The sequence below is a fragment of the Homoserinimonas sp. genome, from assembly GCF_056262345.1.
Genome location: NZ_JBACFR010000305.1, coordinates 1 through 4105 on the forward strand (window position 1 = coordinate 1; position 4105 = coordinate 4105).

The window sequence follows — 4105 nt, forward strand, 5'->3', positions numbered from 1 at the left end:
TGAGGTTCTCGGGTCCCTCAAGTGCGAGTGCGGCCCGCAGCTCGACGCTGCTCTTGACGCGATTCAGCGCGAGGGCGGCGTCGTGATCTACATGCGCGGCCACGAGGGTCGGGGCATCGGCCTCGTCAACAAACTGAGGGCTTACCGCCTGCAAGAGAACGGTCTCGACACCGTCGATGCCAACGTCGCGCTCGGGTTGCCTGCCGACGGCCGTGACTACGGGGCTGCCGTTGCGTTTCTCGAGGAGCTGGGCATCCGCTCGGATCGCGTCATCACCAACAACCCCGACAAGGTCAAGCAACTCACCGACCGGGGCATTGTTGTCACGGAGCAGGTACCGATCCTCGTGGGCGTCGACGCCCTCAACGAGCAATATCTGCGCACCAAGCGTGACCGCATGGGCCACACCCTGCCGCAGACCATCACGGCGCTCGACCCGATCGACGTAGACGAAATGGCTCGACAGAGCCGAAAGGAGCAGGCGCTATGAGCGGAGAAGGTTCTCCCACACTTTCCGTCGACGGCCGAGGGCTGTCCATCACGGTCGTAGCTGGCCGATGGCACGAAGTGATCACCGAGGGGCTGCTTGCGGGTGCGCGTCGGGTTCTCGACGCGGCCGGGGCAGAGGTGACCATCGTGCGCGTGCCGGGGAGTTTTGAGCTGCCCGTCGTCGCCAAAGCAGCCCTCGAGTCGGGGGCGGATGCTGTGGTCGCCCTTGGCGTAATCATCAGGGGCGGCACTCCCCACTTCGAATACGTGTCGGCCGCTGCCACCGACGGGCTCACCCGGGTGGCGCTCGACACAGGCAAGCCGGTCGGATTCGGTCTGCTCACGCTCGACGATGAGCAGCAGGGCCTCGACCGCGCGGGCCTTGAGGGGTCGAGAGAAGACAAGGGTGCAGAGGCGGCAGAGGCGGCTATCGCGACCGCCGTCGCTCTGCGCGCCCTCCGTCGCTAGCGCGACAGATTCGGTTGGCGGCGAACCGCTGGGAATTCGCGCTGACCCGTCCTAGCCTGAAGCCATGGTCTATGACTCAACCTCAGAACTATCGTCCATCGCGCGAGGAATCTGGTGGTTCGTTCTGCTGCGCGGCATCTTCGCAATTGTCTTCGGGCTCATCGCGATCATCGCCCCCGTCATCGCCCTCGTGGGCATCACCATCGTCTTCGGCATCTACGCCACGATCGATGGCATCGTCGCAATAGCGCAGGCCATCCGCTTGAGAAGGAGCCTTGCGTACTGGGGCTGGCTCCTCGTGCAGGGAATCATCTCGCTGCTCGCCGGCCTTTTCGCGCTTTTCTCACCGCAGATCTTTGGCACGATCGGCGGGCTCTTCATTCTGTGGATCATCGCGATCTACGCCCTCGTCAACGGCGTTGTCGGGTTTGCTTCCGGCGTCGGGTCCGAGAGCTCCTCGACCAAGACGTGGGGATTCGTCTCTTCGGCCATCAGCGTGGTCTTTGCGATCATCCTAGGAATCGCTCTCGTGCTCTCTCCTGGGGCGACCGTGACGAGCCTCGTGTGGGTCGTGGGTATCTACGGCATCATCTTCGGCGTTGCGCTTCTCATCGCCGCGTTCCAGCTTCGCAGCGCGACCAAGCGGCTCGCTCTGTGACGCAATAATTCGGCGGCCGTGTCGAGTCGTCCGTATACGCCCCTAAACTGTCGTGTACGCACAGGATTCGGAGCAACGATGACCACCCCCGCCTCGGCAGTCCACTCTTCACCGGCCAACCCTCGCTCGCGCGTAATTCTCGCGAGCCTGATCGGCACGACGATCGAGTTCTATGACTTTTACGTCTATGCAACGGCGGCCGTGCTGGTCTTTCCGCACCTGTTCTTTCCCACGGGCGATGCCACAACCGCTCTTCTCTCGTCATTCGCGGTCTTCGGGGCGGCCATGGTCGCCCGCCCCCTCGGAGCGGTCTTCTTCGGGCACCTGGGTGATCGCGTCGGCCGCAAAACCACCCTCGTCGCCGCCCTGCTCACGATGGGCATCGCAACCTTCCTCATCGGGGTGTTGCCGACCTACGCGGTAATCGGCTGGTTCGCGCCGCTGCTCCTCGTCATTCTCCGCCTCGCCCAGGGCTTCGCCCTCGGAGGCGAGTGGAGCGGGGCCGCCCTCGTCGCAACCGAGAACGCTCCCGCCGGCAAGCGCGGCTGGTACGGCACCTTTCCGCAGCTCGGTGCACCCATTGGCTTCATCATCGCCAACGGCCTGTTCCTCATCATCGCCGCGCTCTTGCCCTCCACCGATCCCAGCCGACCGTCAGACGCCTTCCTGGAGTGGGGATGGCGCATCCCGTTCCTGTTCTCCGCCGTCATGGTGATCGTCGGGCTCTGGGTGCGGCTGCGACTCGTCGAGAGCGAGGCGTTCTCCTCCTCAGCGGCCAAGGGAAAGCTCGTCAAGCTGCCCCTCAGCACCGTGCTTCGCTCCAACTGGCGCGAGCTCATCCTCGGCACGTTCTTCATGCTCGCGACCTACGTGCTCTTCTACCTGATGACCACCTTCTCCCTGAGCTACGGGCGCGCCCCCGTCGACCCCACCGAGCCCGGAGTCCTGCCCGGCCTCGGCTACAGCTACAACGACTTCGTGCTGATGATGATCGTCGGAGTAGTCTTCTTCGGCATCTTCACGCTCGTCTCAGGACCATGGGCAGATCGCTATGGGCGTCGCAAGCTGCTGATCTGGGTCACCGTCGCCATTATCGTGTTCGGCCTTGTCTGGGTGCCCATGCTCGGATCCGGGTTCGTGGGCGTCATGGCGTGGCTCATCGTGGGCTTCACCCTCATGGGCATGACCTTCGGCCCGATGGGCGCCCTACTGCCCGAGCTGTTCCCCACCAACGTGCGCTACACGGGCTCCGGCATCTCCTACAACGTGAGCTCCATCCTCGGCGCTGCCGTTGCACCGTTCATCGCCGTCTGGCTGTGGACCACGGCCGATGGAAGCCCAGCGCTCGTCGGCATTTACCTCTCGGTTATGGCCACCATCACCCTCGTCGCCCTCATCCTGGGCAAAGAGACCAAAGACGTCGACATCGAGCGCTAGTCGCTCCTTGCTCGCGTCGCTGCGCCCGCGCAAAAGAGGGATGCTGCGGCAGCCTAGAATAGAACCATGACTCCACGTAACGGCACGCGCGGCGCTGTCACCTTCTGGTCCTGGGCCCTCGTTATTGCTTCTGCGGCACTCTTTGCCGCCTGGGTCTACACGGTCTTCATCAAGTAGAGCCAAAGCACGTCTCGCTGGCTTCAGCTGAGGACGACTGATCGGCGCCGACTCTGGCCACATCGTGGCTCGGCGCCAGTGCAGCGATCTCTCGCCGCCTACTTCTGCGCGTCATCGAGAAAGACGCGCTTGTAGCTGCGCCCATCTGCCAGCGTCACGACTTCGGCGCGCAGTCCACCGCGCGACACCCTGAGGTACACCGCCTGTGGCGTTACGCCGAGCGCCTTAGCTGCGTCGGCGACGGAGAGCCCAGGCAGGTCAGTCGGCACGCTACTGGGCCGCGCAGAACGCTTGCGCCCCGCTTCTAGTCTCTCGGCGATCTCCTCGTCGGATCCCTGCCAACGCCACTTAGCCGCCGCCGGCTTGAGCCCCGCGGTCGCAGAGATCTCGTCCCAGCTGCGGCCGGCACTCACGGCATCGCGCACGGCCGCCAGAGTGGCCTTGTCCGCCTCGAGAGCAGCCAGTGCGCTCCGGATGCTTGCCAACCGCTCGAGGGCATCTGGCGTGGACGCAGCGTTGCCCGCCGCAATCAGCCGTTCGATGGCGGCCCGGGTCTCGGGTGAAAGGTAGTTCATAGTCTGGCCATGCTACCGAGCACTGGACATGTGAGGCGCGGCCACCAGCAATGCGCCACCAGCAATGCGCCACCAGCAATGCATCGCCAGAGCCAGCCCTACAGAACAACCTCTTAAATGCAAAAAAGCCACCCCAGATAACTGGGGTGGCTTTCTTACAAAGAAGTCCGGCGGTGTCCTACTCTCCCACAGGGTCCCCCCTGCAGTACCATCGGCGCAACGAGTCTTAGCTTCCGGGTTCGGAATGTAACCGGGCGTTTCCCTCGCGCTATGGCCGCCGAAACACTATTGATTTATGTAT

The 4105-nt window shown here is 63.9% G+C and carries 5 protein-coding genes and 1 rRNA gene; 4 read left to right on the forward strand and 2 right to left on the reverse strand.

Features of this window, described 5'->3' with window-relative positions; genetic code table 11:
* The 4 genes from AC062T_RS13795 to AC062T_RS13810 form a co-directional block, all read left to right on the forward strand.
* Nucleotides 1-490, forward strand: a 490-nt coding sequence (locus tag AC062T_RS13795) for a GTP cyclohydrolase II (protein WP_476030963.1), incomplete at its 5' end; no start/stop codon positions are given.
* Complete coding sequence (ribH, locus tag AC062T_RS13800) at nt 487-957, forward strand: 6,7-dimethyl-8-ribityllumazine synthase (protein WP_476030965.1); 471 nt, start codon at nt 487-489, stop codon at nt 955-957. The genes AC062T_RS13795 and ribH, both read left to right, overlap by 4 nt.
* Before the next feature lie 64 nt (nt 958-1021).
* Nucleotides 1022-1615, forward strand: coding sequence for an HdeD family acid-resistance protein (locus AC062T_RS13805; RefSeq protein WP_476030967.1), 594 nt, complete (start codon nt 1022-1024; stop codon nt 1613-1615).
* A gap of 78 nt (nt 1616-1693) precedes the next feature.
* On the forward strand, nt 1694-3052 hold the full coding sequence (locus AC062T_RS13810) for an MFS transporter (RefSeq protein WP_476030969.1): 1359 nt from the start codon (nt 1694-1696) through the stop codon (nt 3050-3052).
* Between the two features lie 275 nt (nt 3053-3327).
* Here the strand turns inward: AC062T_RS13810 and AC062T_RS13815 are convergent, their stop codons facing one another.
* Nucleotides 3328-3804 carry a hypothetical protein gene (locus AC062T_RS13815; RefSeq protein ID WP_476030971.1) on the reverse strand — a complete coding sequence of 159 codons (477 nt, stop codon included), beginning with the start codon at nt 3802-3804 and terminating at the stop codon, nt 3328-3330.
* Nucleotides 3805-3969: 165 nt separating this feature from the next.
* Nucleotides 3970-4086: ribosomal RNA gene (gene rrf / locus AC062T_RS13820) — 5S ribosomal RNA — on the reverse strand.
* Nucleotides 4087-4105 lie beyond the last annotated feature (19 nt).

Excerpts from the sequence above, each read along its gene's own strand:
- ribH (WP_476030965.1), top strand. The coding sequence starts at position 487 with ATGAGCGGAGAAGGTTCTCCCACACTTTCCGTCGACGGCCGAGGGCTG.
- AC062T_RS13805 (WP_476030967.1), top strand. The coding sequence starts at position 1,022 with ATGGTCTATGACTCAACCTCAGAACTATCGTCCATCGCGCGAGGAATC.
- AC062T_RS13810 (WP_476030969.1), top strand. The coding sequence starts at position 1,694 with ATGACCACCCCCGCCTCGGCAGTCCACTCTTCACCGGCCAACCCTCGC.
- AC062T_RS13815 (WP_476030971.1), bottom strand. The coding sequence starts at position 3,804 with ATGAACTACCTTTCACCCGAGACCCGGGCCGCCATCGAACGGCTGATT.